The following is a 25,371-nucleotide window of genomic DNA, read 5'->3' as shown; positions in this document are numbered from 1 at the left end:
CCCTGGCCTGAAATTATCGTTTTCCACTATGCAGCCAGAACGGCTCTGCTGCCAGCGCCTGGCGACGGAAATATTCGAGGACGCTGCTGTCATTATGCTCAATCGCCCGGTGGATTTCTTGCCAGCTTTCCAACCACGGCGCGGCAACATCTGCATACGCACCAGCCAGAAGCTGAACGCTGTCGATTTCGCGCGCCAGGCGCGGAAGCTGACCGACATACTCATCGGCTGACGGCTGCGCAATCGAGTTTTTCAGCTCAGCCGCCGCGCGGGAGAGCTGAATATCAGCAAAGCGTTTGAAAGAGCCGCTGATTTTCTGTTCACCGGCAGCGTTCATAAAAGGACGCCAGCCGCGATTCACCAGCCACTCGGTAAGCGCCAGCTTAGCGCCTACGCAGGCAACATTAAACAGCGCCGCCTGGGCGTTCTTTTCCTCCAACAACGCAGCTTCAGCTTCGTTCAAGCGCTCACGAAGTTGGGTCGTTGCCTTACGAGGGACAATGCCGCCAAACAACACCAGCGTATGCCGAACGCGGGCAATCGCATGCAAAATCTCGGCTTTCGCTTTTGAATTGCCACGATTGAGGAGTTCATCATGATAGAGCCAGTGCGCCAGCGCATTTTCCAGCGCCGCCTCCAGCGCCTGCTCCACGCTGGCCTTCGGCATCACACGCAAAACAGATAATGCGGTTAGCGGACGCTCTTCATTGCCCTGCGCCAGATGATAGCCGCGAGCCGCTTTGCTCAGACTGCCCTGTCGCAGCACGCCGATATCCAGCAGGCGATGGGCAAGGGTCAGGATATCCTGCGGATCGCCAGACAACAGCTCCAGTTCCAGCTCGCAGATAGGCTCCTGATGCTCACCAGCTTTGACTTCCCCTCGATCGAGGGCAATTTCAATCTCGCTACTGCCTTCTTTCACTACCCATCTTTCACGTTCGAAATCGGTACTAAAAAGCGGCTGTACGTTCTGCGCAAGCTCGGCCGGCAGCTCGCCCTGTGGCCAGACTTCGGCAGGAAGCCTCTCCAGCGCCAGTTCTGGCTTTTCCAGCGCAATATTGTATTCCGGGCGCTGATGTAGCCCACCCACCACGCGACCGGCGATTTTCAGCGTCATTTCATAACGCCCCTGGTCACCGCGAATGCGCAGCCCCATATCGTGGCGACGCAGCCAATTGTCCGCCGTTTCGTAGTAAATATTCAGCAGTTGAGCTGCGGGCGTGTGTTTAGCTTCTAACGCGCTAAGGTGCTGACGCAGTACGTCTACACCATTGTGGGCGATGATAAACTTTAATTCGATTTCTTGAGCCATGGCTGAATTCTTCCGCTTATGTGCTGTGCCGGGAAAATGCGGCGAACTAACGACGATATTTCTTGTCAGTAAATAGTATTTTGCGGCGAATCGCCATGCAATGCGCATTTTGCCGGGCCACCTGTTGGATGATTCCGATTGTGGCGGAAAACTTTGCGTCGCTACGGTGATGCCACTACTATCGTTCAACTTTTTATGATCAAACGATGACCTGATGCCAAAATTACGCCTTATTACATTTACCTTGCTGGCGCTTAGCGCCGCCACGGCGGTTCACGCGGAAGAAAAGCGTTACGTTTCTGATGAACTGAATACCTGGGTTCGCAGCGGTCCGGGCGATAATTATCGTCTCGTGGGCACCATCAACGCCGGGGAAGAAGTCGCGGTGCTGCAAACTAATGACAGCACCAGTTATGCACAAGTGCGCGACAGCAGCGGTCGTACCGCCTGGATCCCACTAAAAGAGCTGAGCAATGAGCCCAGCATCCGCATCCGCGTGCCGGACCTGGAAAACCAGGTCAAAACCCTGACCGATAAGCTGAACAACATCGATACCACCTGGAACCAGCGTACGGCGGACATGCAAAAGAAAGTCGCCGGTAGCGATGCCGTTATCAATGGCCTGAAAGAAGAGAACCAAAAGCTGAAAAACGAGCTGGTTGTCGCGCAGAAGAAGGTGAGCGCCGCCAATCTGCAATTAGATGACAAACAGCGCACCATTATCATGCAGTGGTTTATGTATGGCGGCGGCGTGCTCGGCGTCGGCCTGCTCCTCGGTCTGGTATTGCCGCACCTGGTGCCGAGCCGCAAACGTAAAGACCGCTGGATGAACTAATTCGTCTTCTCTGCCAGACTTACGTATCATCGTGAGAAAACGAATACGGGAGAGTAAGGCGTGAAGGTTTATCTGGTCGGTGGTGCGGTTCGGGATGCGTTATTAAGGCTACCGGTCAAAGACAGAGATTGGGTCGTAGTTGGCACTACGCCTCAGCAATTACTCGACGCGGGCTACCAGCAGGTAGGCCGCGATTTTCCCGTGTTCCTTCATCCTCAAAGCCGTGAAGAATATGCTCTGGCGCGTACCGAGCGGAAATCCGGTTCCGGTTATACCGGCTTTACCTGCTATGCTGCCGCTGACGTTACCCTTGAGCAAGACCTGCAGCGTCGCGATCTAACGATTAATGCGCTGGCCCAGGATGCTGACGGCCAGATTATCGACCCTTATGGCGGCCAGGATGATTTGCGCCTGCGCCTGCTGCGCCACGTCTCGCCTGCCTTTAGCGAAGATCCGCTGCGCGTTCTGCGCGTGGCGCGTTTTGCCGCCCGCTATGCGCATCTGGGCTTTCGCATCGCTGAGGAAACTATGGCGCTGATGCGCACGATGGCCGATGCCGGTGAACTCGCACACCTCACGCCCGAGCGGGTGTGGAAAGAAACGGAGAGCGCCCTCACCACCCGTAATCCCCAGGTTTTCTTTCAGACCTTACGCGACTGTCGTGCACTCAAGGTGTTGTTCCCGGAAGTCGACGCCCTCTACGGCGTACCGGCACCTGCTAAATGGCATCCGGAAATCGACACGGGTCTGCATACCTTGATGACCGTCACGATGGCGGCAATGCTCTCTCCTGAAGTGGACGTGCGTTTCGCCACCCTGTGTCACGATCTCGGGAAAGGGCTGACGCCGAAAGAGCTCTGGCCACGCCATCATGGTCACGGCCCGGCAGGCGTTAAGCTGGTCGAGCAGCTTTGTGTTCGTCTGCGGGTACCCAATGAAATCCGCGATCTGGCAAAACTGGTCGCCGAATTTCACGATCTGATTCATACCCTGCCGATGCTACAGCCGAAAACGCTGGTCAAACTGTTCGATAATATCGACGCCTGGCGCAAGCCACAGCGGGTCAAGCAAATCGCCTTAACCAGCGAAGCCGACGTGCGCGGGCGCGCCGGTTTTGAAGCCTGCGATTACCCTCAGGGACGCCTGCTGCTGGAGGCCTGGGAAGTCGCCCGATCGGTCTCAACCAAAGAAGTGGTCGCGGAAGGTTTTCAGGGGATTGAGATTCGCGAAGAGCTGACGCGTCGGCGGATTAAAGCCGTAGCACAGTGGAAAGAAAAACGTTGCCCTCAGCAGCAAGACTGAGGGCCTGGTCTTATCAGAAGAAGACCACGTAGACCGCTGCCGCCACGACAAAACGGTAGATAGCGAACGGAATAAACGAGATACGTTTAATCAGCTGCAGGAAGGTTTTAATCGCAATCAGCGCGACGATAAACGCGGTGATAAAGCCAACAGCAAACATCGGAATATCGCTAACGCTCAGGAAACCGATGCTCTTGTACATATCCAGCACGGTTGCGCCCATCATCATCGGCACCGCCAGCAGGAACGAGAACTCAGAAGCCGCATAGCGGCTTACGCCCATCAGCATCCCGCCAGAAATGGTCGCCCCGGAACGCGAGAAGCCCGGCCAAAGAGCCAGACACTGGAAGCAACCGATCACGAACGCCTGACGATAGGTCATATCGTCAATGCCTACTGCGCGCGGCTGTTTTGGCTTCAGCACTTCCGCCGCAATCAGCAGCACGCCGCCGACAATCAGTGCGTACATCACGTTAATCGGATTGAAAAGAGACTTAATGGAATCATGGAAAATCAGCCCCAGTACCACCGCCGGGATCATCCCAAGAAGAATATGAATAAGCGATAAACGACCACTTCCCTGGCCTTCATGCTCTGGAGGTCTGCCAAAATGAATACCGATAAGACCAAACAAACGACGCCAGAACATCACAACAACCGCAAGAATCGAACCTAGCTGAATCACCACCTCAAAAGTATTTGCGGTATCGCCTTCAAAACCCAGAAGATGACCGACAATAATCATATGACCCGTACTGGAAACAGGTAAAAATTCTGTCAAACCCTCAACCACACCCAATATTGCCGCCACCAGCAGCGAGTGTATATCGCTCATCCAATTAAACCCTTTAAAAAGTAAAATGAAAAAAACCAGGAACGAAGAACCGAGCTACCAGGCTTCATTATTCATCCAAAGACCGCGCGCAGAAACGGGAGCGTACAGGTTGTACGCGACGATTTCGAGCACTGCCCAGGAACAAAACGGTAAATAAAATAGCCTGATGGCCGGATTCTATGACCGGTATAAACGCAATTTGTTTAACGAGTATGACCTGAAAAGTTTTGTTTCAGATTAAGGCCACGTTCAATAATGACGCCAACGTTGGCCGCCCGGGCTACTGCGCCAGGCTTGCTGACTTTAATACGTACCCATGGAGATTGGAAATTTTCCAGCAACAGGTCGGCAATTTCTTCCGCCACGCGCTCCACCAGCGCAAAACGCGCGCCCTCAACGTGGTTAATCACCAGCTCGCTGATATCAGCATAGCTGAGACAATCGCTGACATCATCACTGGCCGCGGCTTTGCGGTTGTCCCACGCCATTTCGATATCGAACACCAGCTTCTGCTCGATGGTTTGTTCCCAGTCGTAAACACCGATAGTGGTGATTACCGAAAGTTGCTCTATAAATACAATATCCATCACGACCTGCCTGCTTTTTGGCTAAACCGGATACCACTTCCGGCGAATTATGCGTATTATCCACAGATGCAAAGACATCCCCTAAATAATTTGCGTTGCCGGAAAGCAGCGACGCAGCAAGCCTTCGGGAGCATAGCGCCACTATGCATCCAGGCAAACCGACGCGCCGACGGCGCGAAAGGTGACGGGGATAAACCGACACTTTCAAAATGGAACAGCTGATGAGTGCAATCGCGCCTGGACTGGTTATCCTCGCCTACCTCTGCGGCTCAATATCCAGCGCCATTCTGGTGTGCCGCCTCGCTGGCCTGCCCGATCCTCGCGATAACGGCTCCGGCAATCCCGGGGCGACCAACGTCCTGCGAATAGGCGGCAAGAGAGCAGCCGTAGCGGTGCTTATTTTTGACGTGCTGAAAGGCATGCTTCCGGTCTGGGGCGCGTGGGCATTGGGCCTGAGCCCGTTCTGGCTTGGCCTGGTAGCGATAGCCGCCTGCGTGGGTCACATCTGGCCGGTATTCTTTAATTTTCGCGGCGGCAAAGGTGTTGCTACTGCTTTCGGTGCTATTGCCCCTATCGGCTGGGATCTCACTGGCGTGATGGCGGGGACCTGGCTGCTCACCATTCTGCTCAGCGGCTACTCTTCCCTCGGCGCCATCGTCAGCGCGCTTATCGCGCCGTTCTACGTATGGTGGTTTAAACCGCAATACACCTTCCCGGTGTCGATGCTTTCATGCCTGATTCTGCTACGTCATCATGACAACATTCAGCGCCTGTGGCGTCGCCAGGAGACCCGAATCTGGTCCCGCCTCAAAAAGAAGAAGAAAACACCAGAGCAGAAATAACCTTTGCATCAGGTAGCCAACGCGGCCACAGCTTGAAGTATGACGGGCATAAGCTTTTCATATGACCGGGATGCTATGTCCCCGATCAATACTCATCCCTGCTGTTTTATCTTGATTTTGCAGGGGCGCGACATTGCACGGCACCGTGTTACCACAGACCAAAAAAGGCTGGCAGGCCACGCTGGACCTGCACTTTCATTACCTCGGCGGGAAAACAACGCTCGCCTCCCGTCGTCATGTCGGTCCCCTTACCGTTCAGCGCCCTTTTTATCCTGAAGAAGAGACCTGCCACCTCTATTTACTCCATCCCCCCGGCGGTATCGTCGGCGGCGATGAACTGACCATTAGCGTCACCATTGAGCCTGGTTGCCATACGTTGATCACCATGCCCGGCGCCAGTAAGTTTTATCGCAGCAGCGGCGCCCAGGCACGGCTTGAGCAAACCCTGGCGCTGGCCGAAAACGCAACGCTCGAATGGCTGCCGCAGGATGCGATCATCTTTCCCGGTGCCATCGCATCTCTGCACACCGCGTTTCACCTCACCTCCTCCAGCACCCTACTGGCCTGGGATTTGCTGTGTCTTGGTCGCCCGGTCATCGGCGAAGCTTTTAGCCACGGTGCGCTCGCCAATCGGCTGGAAGTGTGGGTCGACGACTCCCCGCTGCTGATTGAACGCCTGAGTCTGGCCGACGGACAGCTGGCAAGCGTCGCTGAGCAGCCGTGGGTCGGAACTCTGCTGTTCTACCCGGCGAACGAAACGCTGCTGGACGGCGTGCGTGAAAAGCTAATTCAACTGGCTAATTACGCCGGAGCCACGCTTATCGATGGCCTGATGACGGTCCGCTTTTTAAGTGACGATAATCTGCTTTGCCAGCGGGCAATGCGCGATATCTGGCAATTTATGCGCCCACATCTGACCGGTAAATCTCCGCTACTTCCCCGAATCTGGCTGACCTAAGAGAATGCTATGGAACTAACACCCAGAGAAAAAGACAAGCTGTTGCTGTTTACCGCCGCGCTGGTGGCAGAGCGCCGTCTGGCCCGCGGTCTGAAGCTCAACTACCCCGAATCCGTGGCCCTGATCAGCGCCTTTATTATGGAAGGCGCGCGCGATGGTCAAAGCGTCGCGGCGCTAATGGAAGACGGACGCCACGTCCTGAGCCGCGATCAGGTCATGGAAGGCGTGCCGGAAATGATCCCCGACATCCAGGTTGAGGCCACCTTTCCGGACGGCTCGAAGCTGGTCACCGTCCATAACCCGATAATCTGAGGCAACCACGATGATCCCAGGAGAGTATCAGGTAAAGCCCGGTCAGATAGCCATTAACGCTGGCCGCGCAACCTGCAGCATTATCGTTGAAAATCACGGCGACCGGCCGATTCAGGTGGGCTCGCATTACCACTTTGCCGAGGTTAACCCAGCGCTGAAGTTCGATCGTCAGCAGGCCACCGGTTATCGTCTGAATATCGCCGCCGGAACCGCGGTGCGCTTCGAACCGGGGCAAAAACGCGAGGTGGAGCTGGTGGCACTTGCCGGAACCCGCGCGGTGTATGGTTTTCGCGGCGAGGTCATGGGCAATCTGGAGGCAAACGATGAGTGAGATTTCGCGTCAGGCCTGGGCCGATATGTTCGGCCCCACCATCGGCGACAAAGTGCGCCTGGCGGACACCGAGCTGTGGATCGAGGTTGAAGACGATCTCACTACCTACGGCGAAGAGGTCAAATTTGGCGGCGGCAAAGTGATCCGCGACGGTATGGGCCAGGGGCAGATGCTTGCCGCCGAATGCGTGGATCTGGTGCTGACCAACGCGCTGATTATCGATCACTGGGGGATCATCAAAGCCGATATCGGCGTCAAAGACGGACGGATCTTCGCTGTCGGTAAAGCGGGAAATCCGGATATTCAACCTAACGTCACGATCCCTATCGGCGCGGCGACGGAAATTATTGCTGCGGAAGGTAAGATCGTCACCGCAGGCGGCGTCGACACCCATATTCACTGGATCTGCCCGCAGCAGGCGGAAGAGGCCCTGGTCTCCGGCGTAACCACGATGATCGGCGGCGGTACCGGTCCGGCGGCGGGCACCAACGCCACAACCTGCACGCCGGGGCCGTGGTACATTTCGCGAATGCTGCAGGCGGCAGACAGTCTGCCGGTCAATATCGGCCTGCTGGGTAAAGGCAATGGCTCCAATCCGGACGCACTGCGTGAGCAGGTTGCAGCAGGGGTTATTGGCCTGAAAATTCACGAAGACTGGGGCGCGACGCCAGCGGCAATCAACTGCGCGCTGACCGTCGCCGACGAGATGGATGTTCAGGTCGCACTGCACAGCGACACTCTCAATGAGTCCGGCTTCGTGGAAGATACCCTGGCGGCTATTGGCGGGCGCACTATCCACACTTTCCATACCGAAGGCGCGGGTGGCGGCCATGCGCCGGATATTATTACCGCCTGCGCGCATCCCAATATTCTGCCGTCGTCGACCAATCCGACACTGCCCTATACCGTCAACACCATTGACGAGCACCTGGACATGCTGATGGTTTGCCATCACCTCGACCCGGATATCGCCGAGGACGTGGCGTTTGCCGAATCACGTATTCGTCGGGAAACCATCGCCGCAGAAGACGTCCTGCACGACCTCGGCGCGTTCTCGCTCACCTCGTCTGATTCACAGGCCATGGGCCGCGTCGGCGAAGTGATTTTGCGTACCTGGCAGGTGGCGCACCGCATGAAAGTCCAGCGCGGCCCGTTAGTGGAAGAGAACGGGGATAACGATAACTACCGCGTAAAGCGCTATATCGCCAAGTACACCATTAACCCGGCGCTGACCCACGGCATCGCCCATGAAGTCGGTTCGATTGAAGCGGGCAAACTGGCGGATCTGGTGCTGTGGTCCCCAGCGTTCTTCGGCGTAAAACCAGCGACGGTGGTCAAAGGCGGCATGATCGCTATGGCGCCGATGGGCGATATCAACGCGTCCATCCCGACGCCGCAGCCGGTGCACTACCGCCCGATGTTCGGCGCGCTGGGTAGCGCTCGTCACCACTGCCGTTTGACCTTCCTGTCGCAGGCGGCGGCGGAAAACAGCGTCGCTGAAAAGCTGAACCTGCACAGCATGACGGCAGTAGCTAAAGGCTGCCGCACAGTACAAAAAACCGATATGCGCCACAACGGACTACTGCCCAATATTACCGTTGATTCGCAAACCTACGAGGTGCGTATCGACGGCGAACTGATCACCAGCGAACCGGCGGACGTGTTACCAATGGCACAACGTTATTTCCTGTTTTAAGGAGTGAAAATGCTTTATTTGACCCAACGCGTGGACGCTCCGGCACAGGCCACTGCCAGCGTCACCCTGCCGATTGATGTGCGGGTAAAGAGCCGCATTAAAGTCACGCTTAACGATGGTCGCCAGGCGGGCCTGCTGCTGCCGCGCGGCCTGCTGCTGCGCGGCGGCGATATTCTTAGCAACGAAAATGGCAGCGAATTTATCAAGGTGATCGCCGCCGATGAAGCCGTTTCAGTGGTGCGCTGCGATGACCCCTTTGTACTGGCAAAAGCCTGCTATCACCTTGGCAACCGCCACGTGCCGCTGCAAATCATGCCCGGCGAGCTACGCTACCATCATGATCACGTGCTGGACGATATGCTGCGCCAGTTTGGTCTGGCCGTTGATTTCGCTCACCTGCCGTTTGAACCGGAAGCCGGAGCTTACGCCAGCGAGTCGCACGGCCATCACCACCACCACGATCATGGGCATAACCACTAACATGCCGACACCGGAAAAACGTCTGCGGCTAATGCAGCTTGCCAGCAGCAGTCTGCCGGTCGGCGGCTATAGTTGGTCTCAAGGGCTGGAGTGGGCGGTGGAAGCAGACTGGGTGCCGGATACTGCCGCCTTTGAGCGCTGGCAACTGCGGCAGATGGAACAGAGCTTTTTTACCGTCGACCTGCCGCTGTTCGCCCGGATCTATCAGGCCTGCGAAGCGGACGATCTGGCCTCAGCGCAGCGCTGGACGGCTTATCTGCTCGCCTGCCGGGAAACCCGCGAGCTGCGTGACGAAGAGCGTAATCGCGGCGCAGCTTTTACCCGCCTGCTCGCCGACTGGCAACCGGACTGCCCGCCCGAATGGCGCAAACTGTGTCAGCAAAGCCAACTTACCGGCATGGCATGGCTCGGCGTGCGCTGGCAAATCGCCATCCCCGACCTGGCTCTTAGCCTCGGCTACAGCTGGATTGAGAGCGCGGTGATGGCAGGCGTCAAGCTAGTGCCTTTTGGCCAGCAAGCCGCCCAGCAGCTGATTCTGCGCCTATGCGACCGCTACGCGGCGGATATGGACAGTGCCCTGGCCGCGCCAGACAGCGCTATCGGCTCGGCCACGCCGCTCGCAGCCATCGCCTCCGCCCGGCATGAAACCCAATATTCCCGACTATTCCGTTCTTAGGAGAAGGTATGAACACGATTAAGCAACCGCTGCGCGTTGGCGTCGGCGGCCCGGTTGGCTCCGGAAAAACCGCGCTACTGGAAGCGCTGTGCAAAGCAATGCGCGACACTTATCAGCTAGCGGTGGTGACCAACGACATCTATACCAAAGAGGATCAACGGATCCTCACCGAAGCCGGAGCCCTGGAGCCAGAGCGGATTGTCGGCGTTGAAACCGGCGGCTGCCCGCACACTGCTATTCGTGAAGATGCATCAATGAATCTCGCCGCAGTGGAAGCCCTGAGCGAAAAATTCGGCAACCTCGATCTTATCTTCGTGGAAAGCGGCGGCGATAACCTGAGCGCCACCTTCAGCCCGGAGCTAGCGGATCTTACCATCTACGTGATCGACGTGGCGGAAGGAGAGAAGATCCCGCGCAAAGGCGGGCCGGGGATCACCAAATCTGACTTTCTGGTGATCAATAAAACCGATCTCGCACCTTATGTGGGCGCCTCTCTGGAAGTGATGGAGCGCGATACCATGCGCATGCGCGGCGAGCGTCCGTGGACGTTTACCAATTTAAAAGCAGGTGACGGACTGGCAAAGATCATTGCTTTTCTGGAAGAGAAAGGGATGTTGCGGGTGTAGTTTATTGCCCGCTGGCACGTCGTTTGCCGGGCCTACAAAACCGTAGGCCCGGCAAAATTACGCTGCCGGTAACTCCGCCAGCGGCCAGCGAGGACGAACGGTCACGCCGAGCTCGGCTTTCGCACCGGAGTGCAGACGAACCATACCCGCGTAGGCAATCATCGCACCGTTATCGGTGCAGAACTCAGGGCGAGCGTAGAACACTTCCCCCCCGCGTTTTTTCATCATCTCCGCCAGCTTCGCGCGCAGCGTACGGTTAGCGCTGACGCCCCCCGCCATCACCAGACGCTTAAAACCGGTTTGATCCAACGCACGACGGCATTTGATCATCAATGTATCCACCACTGCATCTTCAAAAGCACGGGCAATGTCAGCGCGGGTTTGATCATCATTGTCGTTGCTGCGAATGGTGTTCGCGGCAAAGGTTTTCAGGCCAGAGAAGCTAAAATCCAGTCCCGGACGGTCGGTCATTGGACGAGGAAAGACAAAACGACCTTCGGTACCCTGCGAGGCCATCTTCGACAGCATCGGGCCGCCAGGATAATCGAGCCCCAGCAGTTTAGCTGTCTTATCGAAAGCTTCACCCGCCGCATCGTCAATCGACTCGCCCAGTAGTTCATATTGACCGATGCCAGTAACGCTAATCAGCTGCGTGTGGCCGCCGGAGACCAGCAGCGCAACAAACGGATATTGCGGCGGATTATCTTCCAGCATCGGCGCCAGCAGATGCCCTTCCATATGATGCACCGGGATCGCCGGGACGTTCCACGCAAACGCCAGCGAACGTCCAACGGTTGCGCCTACCAGCAGTGCGCCAACCAGACCAGGGCCTGCGGTATACGCGACGGCATCAATATCTTTTGCCGTCAGCCTCGCTTCTTTTAGCGCCGCCTGGATCAGCGGCACGGTTTTACGCACGTGATCGCGGGAAGCCAGTTCGGGCACAACTCCACCGTAATCAGCATGTAATTTCACCTGACTATACAGTTGGTTGGCTAACAGACCTTTTTCGTCGTCGTAAATGGCGATGCCGGTTTCATCGCAGGATGTTTCAATACCCAGTACACGCATGACTTGTTTTACCTCATTTCAATACCGCGCAGTGTAGGACCAATGCCGGTTGATGTAAAACTTTCCTCACCCCTGGCGTTCACTTCGTGTATACTCCCTGTCCTTATAAAAGTCTCTTTCAAAATCGCATCGGTGCTTTACAAAGCAGCAGCAATTGCAGTAAAATTCCGCACCATTTTGAAATAAGCTGGCGTTGATGCCAGCGGCAAACCGAATTTATTAAAGGTGAGAGTTACATGCCGGTAATTAAAGTACGTGAAAACGAGCCGTTCGACGTAGCACTGCGTCGCTTCAAACGTTCATGCGAAAAAGCAGGTGTTCTGGCGGAAGTTCGTCGTCGTGAGTTCTATGAAAAACCGACTACCGAACGTAAACGCGCTAAAGCTTCTGCTGTGAAACGTCACGCGAAGAAACTGGCTCGCGAAAACGCACGCCGCACTCGTCTGTACTAATCTATTGAGGGCTCTGCTCTCAATTCAGACCGAGTTGTAGTTGTAAGGCCGTGCTTCCGGAAGGAATGCGCGGCTTATTTTCGTTTATACACGTCATCATTCAAGCTGCCTCTGTGTTGGCTGCAGTCGCTCACCCCAGTCTCGTACTGATGTACGCTCCTGAGGATTCGCTCCCTTGCCGCCTTGATGCATCCTGAATGATTTTGTGTATATGAGCCATCAAAAAAACAGGGGCATATGGCTGGACGAATTCCACGTGTATTCATTAATGACCTGCTGGCAAGAACCGACATCGTCGATCTGATCGACGCGCGGGTAAAGCTGAAAAAGCAGGGCAAGAATTATCACGCGTGCTGTCCGTTCCATAACGAAAAAACCCCCTCTTTCACCGTCAACGGTGAAAAACAGTTTTATCACTGCTTTGGCTGCGGTGCGCACGGCAACGCTGTCGACTTCCTGATGAACTACGACAAGCTCGAGTTCGTGGAAACGGTCGAAGAGCTTGCCGCCATGCACAATCTCGAAGTGCCGTATGAAGCAGGTAATGGGCCCAGCCAAATTGAGCGCCATCAGCGGCAGAATCTTTATCAGTTGATGGATGGTCTGAACACGTTTTATCAACAGTCTCTGATGCAACCCGCCGCTGACCCCGCGCGCCAGTATCTGGCACAACGTGGTTTAAGCAGCGAGGTGATTACGCGCTTTGCGATTGGTTATGCCCCTCCCGGTTGGGACAACGTCTTAAAACGTTTTGGCGGCAATCAAGAAAATCGTCAGTCGCTCATTGATGCAGGCATGCTGGTCACCAACGATAAGGGACGCAGCTACGACCGCTTCCGCGAACGGGTGATGTTCCCCATCCGCGATAAGCGAGGCCGGGTGATTGGTTTTGGTGGTCGCGTGCTGGGCGATGCCTTGCCGAAGTACCTGAACTCCCCGGAAACTGATATTTTCCATAAAGGCCGCCAGCTGTACGGCCTTTATGAAGCGCAGCAGGATAACGCTGAACCGCCTCGTCTGCTGGTGGTCGAAGGTTATATGGACGTGGTTGCGCTGGCGCAGTTCGATATTAACTACGCTGTCGCGTCGTTAGGTACGTCGACGACCGCTGACCATATTCAGCTGTTGTTCCGGGTTACCAATCAGGTCGTTTGCTGTTACGACGGTGACCGGGCAGGCCGCGATGCCGCCTGGCGAGCGCTGGAAACGGCGCTGCCGTATATGACCGACGGACGCCAGCTGCGTTTTATGTTTCTGCCGGATGGTGAAGACCCGGATACGCTGGTGCGTAAAGAGGGAAAAGCCGCATTTGAAGCGCGGATGGAGCAGGCCCAGCCGCTCTCCACGTTTTTGTTCAACAGCCTGTTGCCGCAGGTAGACTTGAGCACTCCGGACGGGCGCGCACAGCTGAGCACTTTAGCGCTGCCGCTGATAACCCAGGTACCGGGTGAAACGCTGCGCATTTATCTGCGCCAGGAGTTAGGTAACAAGCTGGGGATTTTAGATGATGCGCAGCTTGAACGTTTAATGCCAAAACAGTCCGAAAATGGCCCACAACGCCCTGCTCCGCAGCTAAAACGCACGACCATGCGTATACTTATAGGGTTGCTGGTGCAAAACCCGGATCTGGCCCCGCGAGTGCCACCGTTAGAAGGGCTGGACCCAAGTAAAATGCCCGGACTTGGTTTATTTAACGAACTGGTCAAAACGTGTTTATCTCAGCCAGGACTGACCACCGGGCAACTTTTAGAGCAGTATCGCGGCAAAAATGAAGCCGTGACCCTTGAAAAACTGTCGATGTGGGACGATATAGCAGATAAAGATATCGCTGAAAAAACCTTCACCGACTCGCTCAACCATATGTTTGATTCACTGCTTGAGCTGCGACAGGAAGAGCTGATAGCTCGCGATCGCACACATGGTTTAAGCAGTGAGGAACGCCGGGAACTCTGGACTATCAGTCAGGAACTGGCAAAAAAATGAATTTAACGGCTTAACTGCCGAATACCGTTCGGGAAGACCCCGACAGCCGCTCGAGGCGCAGCGGCAATAATATAAGTACGCCCTCGCTTTAAATGTTGGCAGCTCGTCTGCTTACACCAATCAAACGAATTAAGTGTGGATACCGTCTTATGGAGCAAAACCCGCAGTCACAGCTGAAGCTTCTTGTCCAACGTGGTAAGGAGCAAGGCTATCTGACCTATGCCGAGGTCAATGACCATCTGCCGGAAGATATCGTCGACTCCGACCAGATCGAAGACATCATCCAAATGATCAACGATATGGGCATTCAGGTGATGGAAGAAGCACCGGATGCCGATGATCTGCTGCTTGCTGAAAATAGCAACAATACCGACGAAGATGCGGAAGAGGCTGCTGCACAGGTTCTCTCCAGCGTGGAATCTGAAATCGGCCGTACAACTGACCCGGTGCGCATGTACATGCGCGAGATGGGTACCGTCGAACTGCTGACGCGTGAAGGCGAAATCGACATCGCCAAACGTATCGAAGATGGGATTAACCAGGTTCAGTGCTCCGTTGCTGAATACCCGGAAGCAATTACCTATCTGCTGGAACAGTACGATCGCGTTGAAGCAGAAGAAGCGCGTCTGTCCGATCTCATCACCGGATTCGTCGATCCGAACGCCGAAGAAGAAATGGCGCCAACGGCGACGCACGTCGGTTCTGAACTCTCTCAAGAAGAAAGGGATGACGACGAAGACGAAGATGAAGAAGACGACGACGACAGCAGTGATGACGACAACAGCATCGACCCTGAGTTGGCACGCGCGAAATTCGGTGAGCTGCGTACACAGTACGAACTGACCCGCGATACCATCAAAGCGAAAGGTCGTAGCCACGCAGCGGCACAGGAAGAAATTCTCAAACTGTCAGAAGTCTTCAAGCAGTTCCGTCTGGTACCGAAGCAATTTGATTACCTGGTCGGCAGCATGCGTAGCATGATGGACCGCGTTCGTACACAAGAACGCATCATCATGAAACTGTGCGTTGAACAGTGCAAAATGCCGAAGAAAAACTTCATCACTCTGTTCACTGGCAACGAAACCAGCGAAACCTGGTTCAACGCGGCCATCGCCATGAACAAACCGTGGTCAGAGAAGCTGCTTGACGTTAAAGACGACGTTCAGCGTAGCCTGATGAAACTGCAGCAGATCGAACAAGAAACTGGCCTGACCATTGAGCAAGTCAAAGACATCAACCGTCGTATGTCTATCGGTGAAGCGAAAGCCCGCCGTGCGAAGAAAGAGATGGTTGAAGCGAACTTGCGTCTGGTTATCTCCATCGCCAAGAAATACACCAACCGTGGTCTGCAGTTCCTCGATCTGATTCAGGAAGGTAATATTGGCCTGATGAAAGCGGTTGATAAGTTTGAATACCGTCGCGGTTACAAGTTCTCCACCTATGCAACCTGGTGGATCCGTCAGGCAATCACCCGCTCTATCGCGGATCAGGCACGCACCATCCGTATTCCGGTGCATATGATTGAGACTATCAACAAACTCAACCGTATTTCACGCCAGATGCTGCAAGAGATGGGTCGCGAGCCAACGCCAGAAGAGCTGGCCGAGCGCATGCTGATGCCGGAAGATAAAATTCGTAAAGTGCTCAAAATTGCCAAAGAGCCTATCTCCATGGAAACGCCGATTGGCGACGATGAAGATTCGCATCTGGGCGATTTCATCGAGGATAACACCCTCGAGCTGCCGCTGGACTCTGCCACCACTGAGAGCCTGCGAGCCGCCACTCACGATGTTCTGGCAGGCCTCACCGCCCGTGAAGCCAAGGTTCTGCGTATGCGTTTTGGTATTGATATGAATACCGACCACACGCTGGAAGAAGTGGGTAAACAGTTTGACGTTACTCGTGAACGTATCCGTCAGATCGAAGCAAAGGCGCTGCGTAAGCTGCGTCATCCAAGTCGCTCTGAAGTGCTGCGTAGCTTCCTCGACGATTAATTCTCGCCGCGTACTGCAAAAAAGCCAGTCAAATGACTGGCTTTTTTTATAGCTAAAAAATGCCCCAATAAATACCAAGACCTACATTCAATAAAAAATAGAAATATATACAGGTCATATTCTTATTATCTATTCCCATAAAGATAAATGACTGGACTCATGGTTTTACATTTGTACTATTAGTCCATGGATCGCATTTAATGCATAAAACGGAAATCAATCATATGGAAATCAAATGAAAAATAAGCGTAAAATTCAGCTAGCTGATTTTAATCGAATGGTTATTTTAGCCACTTCCAATACATTATTTCTTAGCCGTGGAATAGAAGGCACAACCATGGATGAAATAGCACATGACGCGGGATTTAGTAAAACAACACTTTATACCTATTTTGAAAACAAGCAGGATATCCTGGATCATCTTATCCTCGATGGTATGGAGCGCTTTCATCATGAAGTCGTGAAAATAGCCAGTCGGAAAAATCCATTCCGCGAATTTTATCATGACTTCTGCCAAGCGCTGATTGCTATCCACGACTCCGGCATCGTCTATTTCCCCGGTATTACAGGGAAAATAGGCTGTTCTGATAAAGAGATGAAAAACAATAAAGTACTGATGAATATTTATATGCTCGGAGAAGAAATCAATCAGATTATCGCTGCCCAAATATCCAGAGCTGTAGAAAAAAAAGAGATCAAGCTAAATGCTCCCATTGTAGAGGTCATGATGTTGTTCTGGTTATGTCTGACCGGATTAGTGGAAAAGTCATCAAGCAAAGAAGACTATCTTTTACGTCATCTTGAGAAAGACCGGAAATACTTTCTTGAGTTCGCTTTTGAATCTTTATTAGTAATGATAGAAAAAGGAACGAGTAAATGATAAAGAAAATATTACTCAGCCTACTGATATGCACCGTGGTTATCTTTGTCTATTCTTATCATAAAGCGAAGCCCCTGCATCTAACTAAAGATACTTCACTGCCTTTTCCTCTTGAAAGCGAACAACGCGAGATCCTGTATTACGCTTCGCTGGCCCCTAATGCGCACAACGTTCAGCCGTGGCGCCTGACCTATAATAAAAACGAACAACGCTTCACGCTGGCTTTCGACAGCAGCAAGGCCCTTCCTCATATCGACCCTGCCAGGCGCGAAGCCTGGATTTCTCTGGGGGCGTTTCTGGAGAACTTCCGTCAAGCTACGGCCAATTATGGAATGAAGGCGGAGATAGATATTTTACCGATTATCACAAACAACGGTAATGTTGCCCACATTACGCTACGTTCCGACAATAAGCGATCTCCTCTCAAACAACCCACCGCGCTGAAATTAATCGAGCGGCGACACACCGATAAGCGGCCCTACCAGAATATTGCTATTGCGCCCAAAAACCTCACAGCCCTGCTCGAGCAGCACCAGCCGTATTTAACCTATTACCCACGCAGCACCGCTGAGTTTAATAAACTGGCAGGTTACGCCGTGGAAGCGGCAAAAGCTCACGCTCTTGATAAGCATAAAAGAGATGAATTTGCGCTATGGTTGCGTTTTTCCAACGAGGAGGCCAGCCAACTTAAAGACGGACTACCTGCAGAGCAGCTGGGGTTAACGGGAATTAAAAAGCTGCTCTATTACTCATTATTCGATCGCGAAAAAGCTAAAAGCGAAGCCTTCGCCACCAAAAATATCAAGAAGACAGAAAATAGCGTGGCGCAGAGCGCCGGTTTTTTTGTCATTAGCGGTGAAGAGACATTTGCAGCAACGATTCGCAGCGGAATGAATCTGGAGTCCTTCTGGCTGGACGCCGTCCAGTACGGTATCTCCATCCAACCGGTAAGCCAGATGCTGGAAGAGGATGCCTTTCGCCAACGGCTAGCGCAGACATTGGGCTTAAGCCAGCCACCGCAACTGATCCTCCGCGCAGGCTACGTTGACGACTATGGCGAAAATAATAAAATTCGCCGCAATATCAGCGAATTTACTCATCTGGAATCACTACCGGAAGTACATTAAAGCCCTCGCGTCGCCAGCGCATCATCAAGCTCCCGGTAGGCTTCAACCAGTTTATCCAGCGTCGCGCGGTTGAGGCCGCTGGGATTTGGCAACACCCATACCTCCGTCGCGCCGATAGTCACCTGCTGCTTGCCCCAGCGTGCGCCGCGGGCCTGAAACGCTTTCTCAAAGGCCTGTTTGCCGAGAATCGCCAGCGCGCGCGGCTGATACTCTTCCATTTTTGTGACCAGTTCTCGCCCACCGCTGCGCAGCTCCAGCAGCTCAACCTCACTGGCCTGCACCGTCGGGCGCTCAACTAACATGGTGATCCCGCAGCGGGTATCCAGCAGCTGTAGTTCCTCCTCAGGCTTCAGAAGGCGGTCAGTAAACCCGGCCTGATGAATCACCTTCCAGAAGCGATTGCCTGGATGAGCAAAGTGGAAACCGGTATGGGCAGAAGACTTCCCAGGATTGATGCCACAAAAGACCACCCGCAGGTCCGGCGCCAAAATATCGTTAATCATGTTTTCCCCAGCTCAATAACTAAAAGCTAATTATAAAGGATTGAAAATGCATTGTTTATAAAAACAGCAGCCGTGCGTTTTAGGCTGGATTGCGGGCATCAGTTACTTTATAATCCCTCGCCACGGCCCCTTAGCTCAGTGGTTAGAGCAGGCGACTCATAATCGCTTGGTCGCTGGTTCAAGTCCAGCAGGGGCCACCAAATATCAAGGACTTGCGAGAAATCGCGGGTCCTTTTTTATGGGTAACATCCAGGATGTCGTCGCCCGGTATGCGCCAGTATTCAGGAGAGATTGGATCGTGGAAGGAAAAAATGGCAACGCTGATTGACGCCTTCACCTCAAGGGTGAAAGCGTCGGGTTAGAATTTTTTGACCGGCTAGCTCACACAAGTTCCTGGAGCTGCTCGCGCATATAAGAAGAGAAGTACTCAGGATTTTTAATAACGATACGGTTACCAGATGCGATTTTTTCTGCCCATCCGGCCACTTTATTCGTAAACTCGGTATTCCACCCCTCCTTTTCGCCGCGCGCCATCACGTCAGCTGCGCTCGCCGGAGTCCCCAACTCATTCAAATACTTTAAAATTCCCTTCGCCGTACTTTCATCCATTGAATGCGGCACTGATGCCGATGTGTTCATACCACCAATGAAATCTAATGCTTTATCAATGACTGTTGGCATGCTCTTATCCTTAAAATTAACCGCGTAAAAGACACCTTTCTAATATGACCCCAAGTCAGCCGGGATATCAAAGGGAACGTTGCCTTTATTTGATTCAGACCTCAGTCAAACGCTTGCGTGGTGCTTTTATGCGCTAATAATGATGTGTATTCATCCTCAGGTTACGAATTACATTCACACGGCAAGTGACGACCAATCAGCTTACGGTATAAAAAAGCCCCGATGATCGCTCCTACCACCGGCGCCAACAGCGGCACCAGAAAATAAGGTATCGTTCGCCCACCAGTAAACGCAATCTCACCCCAACCTGCCAACCAGGCAAAAATCTTCGGGCCAAAATCACGAGCGGGATTAAGGGCAAAGCCGGTCAGTGGCCCCATCGATGCGCCAATTACCGCAATCAATAAGCCAATCAGCAGCGGTGCCAGTGGGCCTCGCGGGATGCCGTTACCGTCATCCGTTAATGCCATAATCATCGCCATCAAGATCGCAGCAATAGTGGTTTCAATGGCAAAAGCCTGCGCGAAGGTAATATGTGGATTCGGGTAGGTCGAAAATACGCCTGCCAGATTAAGGCTCTCCACACTACCGCGTACAACATGCTGCGCCAGCTCAGTATCAAGAAAGAGGTTTTGATACAATCCGTAGACCAACGCTGCCGCACAGAACGCCCCAGCCATCTGCGCCATAATAAACGGTACAACCCTGCGCCGTTCAAAACAGGCGAACAGCCACAGCGCAATGGTAACCGCCGGATTCAGATGCGCTCCGGAAACGCCTGCGGTCAGATAGATAGCCATCGCCACGCCAAGTCCCCAGATAATACTGATCTCCCACTGACCGAAACTGGCCCCCGCCACTCGCAGCCCGGCAACGCAGCCTGCGCCAAAGAAGAGAAGTAAACCGGTACCGAGAAACTCCGCAATGCACTGCCCGCGTAAGGTTGATGTCTCGCTCATAGTCGGATCCTGAATAAAAAAGATAAAATAATTAGTATGTTACCTACCATTTTGAATAACTAACCCGCTTCCCCGGATAACACCAGCCCGGTCGCTACGGCATTACGCGGCCCTTCCGTCCCACGAATATTGCCCTGCCCGGCAACAACGCCGTAATGCGCCAACGCTTCAGTGATCATCTGTGGAATTTCAAAATCCAGCGATGAACCACCGACCAGCACCACAAAGGCAATATCGCGAATGGAACCACCAGGCGAGACCTGACGCAACGCACGCAGGCAGTTCGTCACAAAGACCTTCTCCTTTGCCTGCCGACGCACCAGGCGAATTTTCTCCAGCGAAGTCTGGTTATCGATAGGGATCGGTTCGCCATCTTTGAGATACACAACTTTGGCAAATACCGACGGGCTCAGCGGTTCGCGAAAGAACTCCACCGCACCGTTTTCATGACGAATACTGAACAGGCTCTCCACTTTTGCCAGCGGATATTTTTTAATCTCTTCTGCCAGAAACGGATCGCTCAGACCTAGCTCCGTTTTAATCAGCAGGCTGACCATATTCCCCGCCCCAGCCAGATGAATAGCTTTCACCGTTCCTTCGCTATTGATAATGGCGGCATCTGTAGAACCTGCGCCTAAATCAAGGATCGCCAGCGGTGCAGCGCAACCTGGCGTAGTCAGCGCCCCAGCCACTGCCATGTTGGCTTCCACACCACCCACTTCAACAGCTGTATTCAGCCGCATGCTCAGTTCATTGGCGATCGCTTGCATCTGTAGTCGATCGGATTTCACCATCGCCGCAATACCGACGGCGTTTTCCATCGAATATTCCCCGGCGATACCGCCCAGCACTTTGCGAGGAATAAAGGTATCGACAGCTAGCAGATCCTGGATATGTATTGTGCTCATGTTGTGCCCACTCAGTGAGGCCATCACCTTACGTACACGCTCCAGCATACCGCCCGCGTGGGTACCGGCTTCACCGCGAATATCGCGAACAGGCGCACAGGTGTTCATCACCTGCATAATAGCCTGCGCCCCTTTCGCCACATCGGCTTCACCACTGCGCTTTTCTCCGCTGATAAAGATCCTTCCCGCAGGGATCGTTCTCGATTGCACATCGCCCTGCGGGGTTTTGAGTACCACGGCAGAGCGGTTGCCGATCAGCGCTCTTGCGATCGGGACGATCGTCTGGGTTTCCTCCGGCGTCAAGGCAAAGAAGGTGGCGATGCCATAGGGATTCGACAGCACCCGAACAACTTGCCCCGGGGCCGCAACTTCCACCGCCGCCTGTACGCCCTCCGGAACCTTCTCCAGCAACGTCACTTCATCGATCACCGGCAACGTTCTGCGCAGACGATTATTGACCAGCACGCCATCGTCCTTTTTCAGGATCGCCGCTACCACGTTGACGCCGCGATCCAGCGCCTCATTCAACAACCAGACCGCTTCAAGAAAATCCATCTCTTCGCCAATCAGCGGGATCCAGCCCTGCGTAAACCGATCGCTGCTCAACGACGCCAGTTTATCTATGGCGATCGTGGTTCCCACTCCGACACCAATACCGCCTGGCGTTTGCGGGTTGTGACCAATCATTGTCGATTCAGTAATGATGGTTTCAGTGATTGTTTCCATGGCAACATCGCCAATCACTGGCGCAGCTTCATTGATGCAGATTTTCACCACGTCCTTAAGCGACCAGGTCGTTTTATCCAGCGCCTGCTGCAGGGAGGCTATCACCCCGGCAATATTGTCCCGCGTGCCTTTCATGCCCGTGGTGGCGACAATCCCGCTTGCGATAAACCGGCCATGCTGCGCCAACGCCACTTCCGTGGTGGCGTTGCCGATATCAATCCCTGCAATTAACGGCATACTCCCTCCGTCACTGGCTGCCTTTACGCAGCTTATTTCTCTGCTGATACACCTCTGCCGACTCGCGAACAAACCCGGCATTCACCATGGCGTGCCAGGTGTGCTCCAGTTCATCAGCAATGGCCAGTAGTTCTGCAACAGAAGAACGGAACGGACGCAACGCATTGTAGATCTCCAGAATACGGGCATCCGGAATAGCAATCAGCTCCGCCGCGCGCCGGAAATTACGTGCCACAGCATGGCGCTGCATCTGCTCAGCTATCTGCGCCTGATACTCCAGCGTTTGCTGAGAAATACGTACATCCTGCGGTCCCACGCGTCCCGCTAGCACATTTTCAAGGGTGATATCGGTTAACGGCTTTCCGGTTGGGGTCTGGATTTTCTCCGGGCAGCGGGTCGCTAACGGGTAATCCTGAGCGGTCATAATGTTGTCGTTCATCCTTATTCCCTTACTAATGCAATGTGCAGCGTGACAGGCGCGGCATCCTGCACCACGTGTTTGGTTTCTTTAATATGAAACAGCGCAGCCTTAGCCATAAATTTCGGCCGCACCATCTGGTCATTCACCACCGGTACCGGCGAGGGCGACTCTTTACGTGCGTAACGCGCAGCGTTCTTACCAATCTGCCGATAGATTTCCAGCGTCAGCAGCGGGGCCTGAGAGAACAACTCAAGGTTGCTCAGCGGCAGTAAATCACGCTGATGAATAACCGTAGTTCCTTTCGACTGAATACCAATGCCAATACCAGAACCGCTAAGGTTCGCCGCATCCCAGGCCATAAAGGAGACATCCGAGGTGCGCAGAATTCTCACCACTCGCGCATGCAGCCCCTCCTCTTCAATCCCGGCGACCAGTTCTTTCAGGATCGCTTCATGCGGCATATCAATCAGCGTTTTATGCTGATACTTATCAAAAGCCGGACCGACACCGATCACCACTTCATCCGCGCGATCGTCTGCTTTTGCCGTCTCTCCTTCGCTAACCTGCAAAGTGAAAACAGGTTTACGTTCAGTTGAACATTCCACTGTGTACCGCCTTATTCAATCGAGCCTGGTTGTACCACGCCCGCGATATTTTTAATTTCCTCCCAACGTTCGGCAGAGATGCGATAGCCGGTGCCGGGTCCCTGATAATCATTGATATCATTGACGGCGCTGACCACTTCAAACTGGCGATCCAGAATGGCGGAGGTTTGCAGGTAATCGCCGGTCACACGCTGCCTTAGCATGTTAAGAATGTTGCTGGCGATATCTTCGAAGCCGCTACTACTTAATGCGCTGACGATATCCAGCCCGGTGATATTGCGCTTCATCATCTCTTCCACGGCGGCCAGATCCTCCACTACGTTGCGCACGGGCATATCTTTGCTGCCGTGGGCATAGGTGGCGGCGTCTACTTCCTCATCGCTAATCAGCGGCAGGCCCAGTTCGCGGAACACCACCTGAATGGCGCGCGCAGCCTTATTGCGGATAGCGATGGTTTCCTCTTCAGTTACCGGACGCAGGCCACCGTCGACCATCAGATCGCGTTGCAAAATGTTGTAATCATCGAAGTCTTCGGCATCGAAGTTCGACCCGGCAAACATGTTGTCGTAGTTCGGCACGGCGCTATAGCCGGAGAAGATAAAGTCGGTGCCGGGCAGCATCTGCATCAGCGTGCGGGCGGTCCGGCGAATATCGGAATGCGAGAAGGTTTGATCATTGGCTGATGCCACTTCGAGGTCGAGCATCGAGGCTATCAGGTTTTCCGCCAGTACCGCACGGATCCCCGACGGCACCGCGCCGGTCATCCCGATACAGCTGACCGCACCGTTTTGCAGCCCCTGCACCCCCGCGCCTTTGGTGATAAAGATGCAGCGCGACTCCAGGTACAGCATCGATTTACTTTCTGAATAGCCCATCAGCGCCTCCGAGCCAGTGCCAGAGGTGTAGCGCATTTTCAGCCCGCGGGAAGCATAGGCCGAGGCGAGAAAGGCTTTCGACCACGGCGTATCATCGCCATCGGTAAACACCGACTCCGTACCGTATACCGACACCGTTTCGGCATAGCTGGTTAATCCACGCATTCCCAGTTCCAGCTCGGTGGCTTCTTCGACGGAACATTGCGTGAGCACACCTGGGCGGCCGCACTGGGAGCCGACCAGCAGCGCCAGAGCGTTAAACGGCGCATAGCGGGCGATACCTACAGTGGTTTCCTGCTCAGAAAATCCGCGGATCCCGGCTTCGGCGGCATCCGCAGCAATCTGCACCGGGTTATCTTTCAGATTAGTGACGTGACACTGGTTGGAAGGAGTACGTCTGGCGCGCATTTTTTGCAGCGCCATCATCATTTCCACCACGTTCATTTTCGCCATCACCTCCACCGCTTTCGCCGGGGTGATGGCGGTGGTAATGGCAATAATCTCTTCCCGGCTAACGTGGATATCCACCAGCATTCGGGCGATTTCCAGCGCGTCGAGCTGCATGGCGCGTTCGGTTTCCGCAACGTTAATCGCGTAGTCGGCAATAAAGCGGTCAATCATGTCAAACTGTTCGCGGCTTTTGCCGTCCAGCTCAACAATCCGACCGTTTTTTACCTTCACCGACGACGCCGGATCGTATGGACTTTCCATGGCGATCAGCCCCTCTTCCGGCCATTCACCAATAAGCCCATCCTGATTGACTGCTCGCTGGGCAAGGACTTCGAATCGTTTTGATCTTCTCATAGCTCGTTGACTCAAAAGATAAATAATAGGAACGCCGAGCAGTACCGCAGGAGGTATTAAACTCCTCCTGAGATAGCGTGAATCAGCAATAGCGGAACTTTAAATGAGCAGAATAATAAAAAAATAAAATTAATTACGTTCCAATCTGATACAAAATAAAACTTGAGAGTTTCATTATGAAACGTAAATTTAGAGCAATCACAACGAAATGTGACCAGGTTAAATGATCATTATCAATAAAAATCTGATACCAGGAATAAACTGATTCCTGACATTTTTTCGCACTATTGACTTAATAACCTACAGCGCGAGAATAAAGAAAAATCAACGATAAAATAATGTCTGAAGCGCGA

The 25,371-nt window shown here is 53.8% G+C and carries 26 protein-coding genes, 1 tRNA gene and 1 pseudogene; 16 read left to right on the top strand and 12 right to left on the bottom strand.

Annotation, left to right across the window (positions count from 1 at the left end):
* Positions 1-13 precede the first annotated feature (13 nt).
* Positions 14-1,312, bottom strand: coding sequence for a CYTH domain-containing protein (locus DA718_RS04000; RefSeq protein WP_112213693.1), 1,299 nt, complete (start codon positions 1,310-1,312; stop codon positions 14-16).
* Positions 1,313-1,526: 214 nt separating this feature from the next.
* Between DA718_RS04000 and DA718_RS03995 the strand changes: the two genes are divergently transcribed.
* Positions 1,527-2,147 carry a TIGR04211 family SH3 domain-containing protein gene (locus DA718_RS03995; RefSeq protein WP_112213692.1) on the top strand — a complete coding sequence of 207 codons (621 nt, stop codon included), beginning with the start codon at positions 1,527-1,529 and terminating at the stop codon, positions 2,145-2,147.
* Positions 2,148-2,207: 60 nt separating this feature from the next.
* Entirely contained in the window at positions 2,208-3,449 is a 1,242-nt protein-coding gene (locus DA718_RS03990) for a multifunctional CCA addition/repair protein (protein ID WP_112213691.1), read from the top strand.
* A 13-nt stretch (positions 3,450-3,462) separates the two neighbouring features.
* Here DA718_RS03990 and bacA read toward each other — a convergent pair whose 3' ends face one another.
* Positions 3,463-4,284 carry an undecaprenyl-diphosphate phosphatase gene (gene bacA, locus DA718_RS03985; RefSeq protein WP_110273011.1) on the bottom strand — a complete coding sequence of 274 codons (822 nt, stop codon included), beginning with the start codon at positions 4,282-4,284 and terminating at the stop codon, positions 3,463-3,465.
* 203 nt (positions 4,285-4,487) lie between these two features.
* Positions 4,488-4,871, bottom strand: coding sequence for a bifunctional dihydroneopterin aldolase/7,8-dihydroneopterin epimerase (gene folB, locus DA718_RS03980; RefSeq protein ID WP_112213690.1), 384 nt, complete (start codon positions 4,869-4,871; stop codon positions 4,488-4,490).
* 221 nt (positions 4,872-5,092) lie between these two features.
* Between folB and plsY the strand changes: the two genes are divergently transcribed.
* Positions 5,093-5,713: a glycerol-3-phosphate 1-O-acyltransferase PlsY gene (plsY, locus tag DA718_RS03975; RefSeq protein ID WP_112213752.1), complete on the top strand. Its 621-nt coding sequence runs from the start codon at positions 5,093-5,095 to the stop codon at positions 5,711-5,713.
* Positions 5,714-5,773: 60 nt separating this feature from the next.
* On the opposite strand, the pseudogene DA718_RS30610 reads toward plsY, so the two are convergent.
* A pseudogene (locus tag DA718_RS30610) lies at positions 5,774-5,857 on the bottom strand (short-chain dehydrogenase); the annotation flags it as partial.
* Here DA718_RS30610 and DA718_RS03970 point away from each other — a divergent pair.
* Genes DA718_RS03970 through ureG form a run of 7 tightly spaced genes read left to right on the top strand, consistent with a single transcriptional unit; the run spans position 5,847 to position 10,792 of the window.
* Positions 5,847-6,671, top strand: a complete 825-nt coding sequence (locus DA718_RS03970) for an urease accessory protein UreD (RefSeq protein WP_112213689.1) — start codon at positions 5,847-5,849, stop codon at positions 6,669-6,671. The pseudogene DA718_RS30610 and the gene DA718_RS03970 overlap by 11 nt on opposite strands.
* Before the next feature lie 9 nt (positions 6,672-6,680).
* The gene (locus DA718_RS03965; protein ID WP_110273008.1) at positions 6,681-6,983 is read left to right on the top strand and encodes an urease subunit gamma; all 303 of its coding nucleotides are present in this window, start codon (positions 6,681-6,683) and stop codon (positions 6,981-6,983) included.
* Positions 6,984-6,993: 10 nt separating this feature from the next.
* On the top strand, positions 6,994-7,314 hold the full coding sequence (locus DA718_RS03960) for an urease subunit beta (RefSeq protein WP_112213688.1): 321 nt from the start codon (positions 6,994-6,996) through the stop codon (positions 7,312-7,314).
* On the top strand, positions 7,307-9,010 hold the full coding sequence (gene ureC / locus DA718_RS03955; protein WP_112213687.1) for an urease subunit alpha: 1,704 nt from the start codon (positions 7,307-7,309) through the stop codon (positions 9,008-9,010). Before DA718_RS03960 ends, ureC begins: the two co-directional genes overlap by 8 nt.
* Before the next feature lie 9 nt (positions 9,011-9,019).
* A complete protein-coding gene (ureE, locus tag DA718_RS03950) occupies positions 9,020-9,490 on the top strand; it encodes an urease accessory protein UreE (RefSeq protein WP_112213686.1) in 471 nt (156 codons plus the stop codon).
* 1 nt (position 9,491) lies between these two features.
* Complete coding sequence (locus DA718_RS03945; protein WP_112213685.1) at positions 9,492-10,166, top strand: urease accessory protein UreF; 675 nt, start codon at positions 9,492-9,494, stop codon at positions 10,164-10,166.
* Positions 10,167-10,174: 8 nt separating this feature from the next.
* Positions 10,175-10,792, top strand: a complete 618-nt coding sequence (ureG, locus tag DA718_RS03940; RefSeq protein WP_112213684.1) for an urease accessory protein UreG — start codon at positions 10,175-10,177, stop codon at positions 10,790-10,792.
* A gap of 57 nt (positions 10,793-10,849) precedes the next feature.
* On the opposite strand, the gene tsaD is transcribed toward ureG, so the two are convergent.
* Complete coding sequence (gene tsaD / locus DA718_RS03935) at positions 10,850-11,863, bottom strand: tRNA (adenosine(37)-N6)-threonylcarbamoyltransferase complex transferase subunit TsaD (protein WP_112213683.1); 1,014 nt, start codon at positions 11,861-11,863, stop codon at positions 10,850-10,852.
* A gap of 236 nt (positions 11,864-12,099) precedes the next feature.
* Here tsaD and rpsU point away from each other — a divergent pair, with 236 nt between their 5' ends.
* From rpsU to DA718_RS03910, 5 genes are all read left to right on the top strand, one after another.
* On the top strand, positions 12,100-12,315 hold the full coding sequence (gene rpsU / locus DA718_RS03930; RefSeq protein ID WP_001144069.1) for a 30S ribosomal protein S21: 216 nt from the start codon (positions 12,100-12,102) through the stop codon (positions 12,313-12,315).
* 237 nt (positions 12,316-12,552) lie between these two features.
* Positions 12,553-14,298, top strand: a complete 1,746-nt coding sequence (gene dnaG / locus DA718_RS03925) for a DNA primase (RefSeq protein ID WP_112213682.1) — start codon at positions 12,553-12,555, stop codon at positions 14,296-14,298.
* Positions 14,299-14,447: 149 nt separating this feature from the next.
* Complete coding sequence (gene rpoD, locus DA718_RS03920) at positions 14,448-16,292, top strand: RNA polymerase sigma factor RpoD (RefSeq protein ID WP_112213681.1); 1,845 nt, start codon at positions 14,448-14,450, stop codon at positions 16,290-16,292.
* A 235-nt stretch (positions 16,293-16,527) separates the two neighbouring features.
* Positions 16,528-17,172, top strand: coding sequence for a TetR/AcrR family transcriptional regulator (locus DA718_RS03915; RefSeq protein ID WP_112213680.1), 645 nt, complete (start codon positions 16,528-16,530; stop codon positions 17,170-17,172).
* Positions 17,169-18,299: an Acg family FMN-binding oxidoreductase gene (locus DA718_RS03910; protein WP_112213679.1), complete on the top strand. Its 1,131-nt coding sequence runs from the start codon at positions 17,169-17,171 to the stop codon at positions 18,297-18,299. Before DA718_RS03915 ends, DA718_RS03910 begins: the two co-directional genes overlap by 4 nt.
* Here DA718_RS03910 and mug read toward each other — a convergent pair.
* Complete coding sequence (gene mug / locus DA718_RS03905) at positions 18,296-18,802, bottom strand: G/U mismatch-specific DNA glycosylase (RefSeq protein WP_112213678.1); 507 nt, start codon at positions 18,800-18,802, stop codon at positions 18,296-18,298. The two genes, DA718_RS03910 and mug, sit on opposite strands and share 4 nt — an antisense overlap.
* Before the next feature lie 124 nt (positions 18,803-18,926).
* Here mug and DA718_RS03900 point away from each other — a divergent pair.
* Positions 18,927-19,002 (top strand) — tRNA-Ile (locus DA718_RS03900).
* Positions 19,003-19,183: 181 nt separating this feature from the next.
* Here the strand turns inward: DA718_RS03900 and DA718_RS03895 are convergent.
* From DA718_RS03895 to DA718_RS03870, 6 genes are all read right to left on the bottom strand, one after another.
* A complete protein-coding gene (locus DA718_RS03895) occupies positions 19,184-19,483 on the bottom strand; it encodes a DUF1889 family protein (RefSeq protein ID WP_110272996.1) in 300 nt (99 codons plus the stop codon).
* 161 nt (positions 19,484-19,644) lie between these two features.
* Positions 19,645-20,442, bottom strand: a complete 798-nt coding sequence (locus DA718_RS03890) for an MIP/aquaporin family protein (RefSeq protein WP_112213677.1) — start codon at positions 20,440-20,442, stop codon at positions 19,645-19,647.
* 59 nt (positions 20,443-20,501) lie between these two features.
* A complete protein-coding gene (locus tag DA718_RS03885) occupies positions 20,502-22,313 on the bottom strand; it encodes a diol dehydratase reactivase subunit alpha (RefSeq protein WP_112213676.1) in 1,812 nt (603 codons plus the stop codon).
* A gap of 10 nt (positions 22,314-22,323) precedes the next feature.
* A complete protein-coding gene (locus DA718_RS03880; protein WP_110272993.1) occupies positions 22,324-22,752 on the bottom strand; it encodes a diol dehydratase small subunit in 429 nt (142 codons plus the stop codon).
* A gap of 2 nt (positions 22,753-22,754) precedes the next feature.
* A complete protein-coding gene (locus tag DA718_RS03875) occupies positions 22,755-23,339 on the bottom strand; it encodes a propanediol/glycerol family dehydratase medium subunit (RefSeq protein ID WP_112213675.1) in 585 nt (194 codons plus the stop codon).
* An 11-nt stretch (positions 23,340-23,350) separates the two neighbouring features.
* On the bottom strand, positions 23,351-25,018 hold the full coding sequence (locus DA718_RS03870; protein WP_112213674.1) for a propanediol/glycerol family dehydratase large subunit: 1,668 nt from the start codon (positions 25,016-25,018) through the stop codon (positions 23,351-23,353).
* Between the last annotated feature and the right edge of the window lie 353 nt (positions 25,019-25,371).

The sequence above is a fragment of the Klebsiella huaxiensis genome, from assembly GCF_003261575.2.
GTDB classification, from domain to species: domain Bacteria; phylum Pseudomonadota; class Gammaproteobacteria; order Enterobacterales; family Enterobacteriaceae; genus Klebsiella; species Klebsiella huaxiensis.
Note: the sequence above shows the minus strand (reverse complement) of the source record. Positions and strands in the feature narration are given on the sequence as shown.

Bases quoted from the DNA above. Each gene is read 5' to 3' on its own strand.
- mug (WP_112213678.1), bottom strand. From the start codon at position 18,802: ATGATTAACGATATTTTGGCGCCGGACCTGCGGGTGGTCTTTTGTGGC.
- ureC (WP_112213687.1), top strand. From the start codon at position 7,307: ATGAGTGAGATTTCGCGTCAGGCCTGGGCCGATATGTTCGGCCCCACC.
- tsaD (WP_112213683.1), bottom strand. From the start codon at position 11,863: ATGCGTGTACTGGGTATTGAAACATCCTGCGATGAAACCGGCATCGCC.
- DA718_RS03945 (WP_112213685.1), top strand. From the start codon at position 9,492: ATGCCGACACCGGAAAAACGTCTGCGGCTAATGCAGCTTGCCAGCAGC.
- rpsU (WP_001144069.1), top strand. From the start codon at position 12,100: ATGCCGGTAATTAAAGTACGTGAAAACGAGCCGTTCGACGTAGCACTG.
- DA718_RS03895 (WP_110272996.1), bottom strand. From the start codon at position 19,483: ATGCCAACAGTCATTGATAAAGCATTAGATTTCATTGGTGGTATGAAC.
- dnaG (WP_112213682.1), top strand. From the start codon at position 12,553: ATGGCTGGACGAATTCCACGTGTATTCATTAATGACCTGCTGGCAAGA.
- DA718_RS04000 (WP_112213693.1), bottom strand. From the start codon at position 1,312: ATGGCTCAAGAAATCGAATTAAAGTTTATCATCGCCCACAATGGTGTA.
- DA718_RS03915 (WP_112213680.1), top strand. From the start codon at position 16,528: ATGAAAAATAAGCGTAAAATTCAGCTAGCTGATTTTAATCGAATGGTT.
- plsY (WP_112213752.1), top strand. From the start codon at position 5,093: ATGAGTGCAATCGCGCCTGGACTGGTTATCCTCGCCTACCTCTGCGGC.
- DA718_RS03960 (WP_112213688.1), top strand. From the start codon at position 6,994: ATGATCCCAGGAGAGTATCAGGTAAAGCCCGGTCAGATAGCCATTAAC.
- ureE (WP_112213686.1), top strand. From the start codon at position 9,020: ATGCTTTATTTGACCCAACGCGTGGACGCTCCGGCACAGGCCACTGCC.
- ureG (WP_112213684.1), top strand. From the start codon at position 10,175: ATGAACACGATTAAGCAACCGCTGCGCGTTGGCGTCGGCGGCCCGGTT.
- DA718_RS03910 (WP_112213679.1), top strand. From the start codon at position 17,169: ATGATAAAGAAAATATTACTCAGCCTACTGATATGCACCGTGGTTATC.
- DA718_RS03880 (WP_110272993.1), bottom strand. From the start codon at position 22,752: ATGAACGACAACATTATGACCGCTCAGGATTACCCGTTAGCGACCCGC.
- folB (WP_112213690.1), bottom strand. From the start codon at position 4,871: ATGGATATTGTATTTATAGAGCAACTTTCGGTAATCACCACTATCGGT.
- rpoD (WP_112213681.1), top strand. From the start codon at position 14,448: ATGGAGCAAAACCCGCAGTCACAGCTGAAGCTTCTTGTCCAACGTGGT.
- DA718_RS03995 (WP_112213692.1), top strand. From the start codon at position 1,527: ATGCCAAAATTACGCCTTATTACATTTACCTTGCTGGCGCTTAGCGCC.
- DA718_RS03965 (WP_110273008.1), top strand. From the start codon at position 6,681: ATGGAACTAACACCCAGAGAAAAAGACAAGCTGTTGCTGTTTACCGCC.
- DA718_RS03890 (WP_112213677.1), bottom strand. From the start codon at position 20,442: ATGAGCGAGACATCAACCTTACGCGGGCAGTGCATTGCGGAGTTTCTC.
- DA718_RS03885 (WP_112213676.1), bottom strand. From the start codon at position 22,313: ATGCCGTTAATTGCAGGGATTGATATCGGCAACGCCACCACGGAAGTG.
- DA718_RS03870 (WP_112213674.1), bottom strand. From the start codon at position 25,018: ATGAGAAGATCAAAACGATTCGAAGTCCTTGCCCAGCGAGCAGTCAAT.
- bacA (WP_110273011.1), bottom strand. From the start codon at position 4,284: ATGAGCGATATACACTCGCTGCTGGTGGCGGCAATATTGGGTGTGGTT.